This window comes from Enterobacter cloacae complex sp. IR5412 (genome assembly GCF_049237385.1).
Taxonomy (GTDB): domain Bacteria; phylum Pseudomonadota; class Gammaproteobacteria; order Enterobacterales; family Enterobacteriaceae; genus Enterobacter; species Enterobacter intestinihominis.
On sequence record NZ_JBMKHQ010000026.1, the window covers coordinates 6,608 to 8,957 of the forward strand.

At 54.0% G+C, this 2,350-nt stretch carries 4 protein-coding genes; all 4 read left to right on the forward strand.

Annotated features, from left to right (window positions below):
* Positions 1-47 precede the first annotated feature (47 nt).
* The 4 genes from ccgD to ACOTX2_RS24400 all read left to right on the forward strand — a co-directional run bounded on the left by ccgD (position 48) and on the right by ACOTX2_RS24400 (position 1,594).
* Positions 48-344, forward strand: coding sequence for a protein CcgD (gene ccgD, locus ACOTX2_RS24385; RefSeq protein WP_000545925.1), 297 nt, complete (start codon positions 48-50; stop codon positions 342-344).
* A 14-nt stretch (positions 345-358) separates the two neighbouring features.
* Entirely contained in the window at positions 359-700 is a 342-nt protein-coding gene (locus ACOTX2_RS24390) for a hypothetical protein (protein ID WP_015344948.1), read from the forward strand.
* A 68-nt stretch (positions 701-768) separates the two neighbouring features.
* On the forward strand, positions 769-1,053 hold the full coding sequence (gene ccgC / locus ACOTX2_RS24395) for a protein CcgC (protein ID WP_001750002.1): 285 nt from the start codon (positions 769-771) through the stop codon (positions 1,051-1,053).
* 208 nt (positions 1,054-1,261) lie between these two features.
* Positions 1,262-1,594, forward strand: coding sequence for a hypothetical protein (locus ACOTX2_RS24400; protein ID WP_012561126.1), 333 nt, complete (start codon positions 1,262-1,264; stop codon positions 1,592-1,594).
* The last annotated feature ends 756 nt before the right edge of the window (positions 1,595-2,350 follow it).

A 2,350-nucleotide genomic window follows, 5' to 3' on the forward strand; every position in this document is an offset into this window, starting at 1 on the left:
CACCGCCACCCGAAAAATTGCCGGTATCGGCGCTTACAGGAGTCGTCATGCACTTTACTAACTTCCTTCAGCGTTACTTCGATATAGAGATTGAACATACCTTTGACCCTACCATTCAGGGCAGCAACGAAACGGGTAAAGACGTCACTAAAATCTGGATCTATGAGAAGGGCGAGGATAGCGAACCGCTGCTTACTCTGACAGAAGCATGGTGGTATACCGAGACAAAAACGGCTGGTAACTGGCTTATCGGCAACGTGTATTCAACGCTTGAGCATGGGCGTGAAATTCATGAAAGCGAATTTCGTAAACTGGTAACAGCTGGCAAGGTGATATCAGCATGAGTAAGGGGAATAAAATGCTTATTAATCGGATAGCGGTTATCGGGCTTGCAGTTGTCGCAGCCGCTACGCAGGCAGGTGTGCCGCCGGTTAAGTTTTTTTACCGGGATACAGTCCCGGTAAGCATTACGCTGGACGAACCCGCAACGGGTTGCAGCATGGCCGGTGTGATTGTTCATCCAGTGGATCGGCCAGCGGCAAAAGTGGCGTGGTTTAGCGAGCGGATTTGCGGTAAAAAACGTTACCCGGTTAGCTTTATCAGTGATGAAATTAGCGCCCCGCATAACGTGATCCATAAAGGGGAAAAGTTTCACGTTACCCCGGCTCAGGTCAATCTCCTGGACGCGCAAAACCTCTAATTAAATCATCGGGTGGCAATACCGCCGCCCGAACAATCGCCGGTATCGGCAACCATCAAGGAGTTCACATGTATCACTATCTCGTTTTTGTCCCTCTCGCATTAATTTTTAGCGCCGCTGCGCTTGCCCTGCCCTGGTTTATCGTTCGTGCGGGATACAGGGATCTGGTGCAGATCACCTGCGCCTGCGTCTCTGTTCTGGGCCTGTGTGCGGCGACAGGGGTTTTCAGCTACTTCGATAATAAGCCGCTTGCGTTTCTGTACGGTTGCGGCGCGCTGGCGTGCTTTTTGTACGCGGTAGACTGCGCGATACCGTTGTATATGACGCGTAAAAAGCCACGTAAGCAGCTGTAAGAAAAAAGGCGGGTAATCCCCGCCTTTTTTATTGAGGCTGTCAGAAAGCGATTCAGGCACTCTATGAACGCTTTGCAAGATATAAAATTTTGTATGCACATTCAGTACTTATATTGACTTTGAGGACATAATCACCGATAATTAAATCATCGGGAGGCAACACCGTCGCCCGCAAAATTGCCGGTATCGGCGCGCAAAGGAGTACATCATGGATTACCAGACCCGCTTAAATTCTGATATAACCAAAGAGATTGATTATCTGGCATCACTGCGTAAACAACGCATGGTGGCGGATCTGCGCACAGAGCTGGTTTACGGCTCCCTGGAGCGTCTGGCAGATATGATCTGCAACACCGTCACTGACTGGTCGCTTCCCTGCCCTGTTCTGCCGCTTTCTTCCGTACAGCAATGGCACAAAGCCCGCGAAATCGTCCTGGCAGATTATGAGGACTTCGGCCACGATGCCTGGGACTTTGCCCGCCACTATATGAAAACAGAGCTTAGCTTCGGTTATGCCTGCTACAAAGACGATATTGCCTGATGATTAACAACATGGGGGGCTAACGCCCCCCTGATAAACTGACCCTTTTAATGGCCTTACCGCCGATTTCAGATGGAACGAGAGATAAACAGCGGCAGACTCCGGGCGTTACCCCTTCGGGGCCGCTCTGCTGTGCTGCGCATCGAGCCGGTTCCCGTCTCGCCCCGCTTACGCGGGCAGCGGCCGCTAACGCCTCCGGCCTTCGGCCTCCGCGCTCCGCTTGGCCTCCGGGCTTCGCCCTCCGCGCTGGCGCTTGGCGGCTGGCGTCAGCCGCCAGCCAGGTTCGCCGGTATCTCAGCTGCCCGGTCATAAAGCCGTTCCGTTGGCGTGGGTCGTTCCGCCTATGACCGCAGTGAAACCGGGCGCGGCAGGTTGTCAACAGACGCTTCGCTCAAGCTGTTGACAACCTGCCTTATTCGCCCGGTTACAGTGCGGCCGTCGGAAACGACACCCCGCCAACTTCTCTACAGGTGCTATATGACCTCTACCATCCTCGAAAACCTACCGCAAATCATCACCTCGCTGGCCGCTCTGATTACGGCCGTAACCGGCCTAATCAAAGTGCTACGCGACAAAGACAAGTAACAGCCATCGGGGCGGCTGTGCCGCCCCTTTGCAGCTGCTTGCCGGTGATCTCTCCAGTTTATGTTCTGACATTGTGCTAAATCCTGATGCCACACAGGGCGTTACCCCTTCGGGGCCGCTCTGCTGTGCTGCGCATCGAGCCGGTTCCCGTCTCGCCCCGCTTACGCGGGC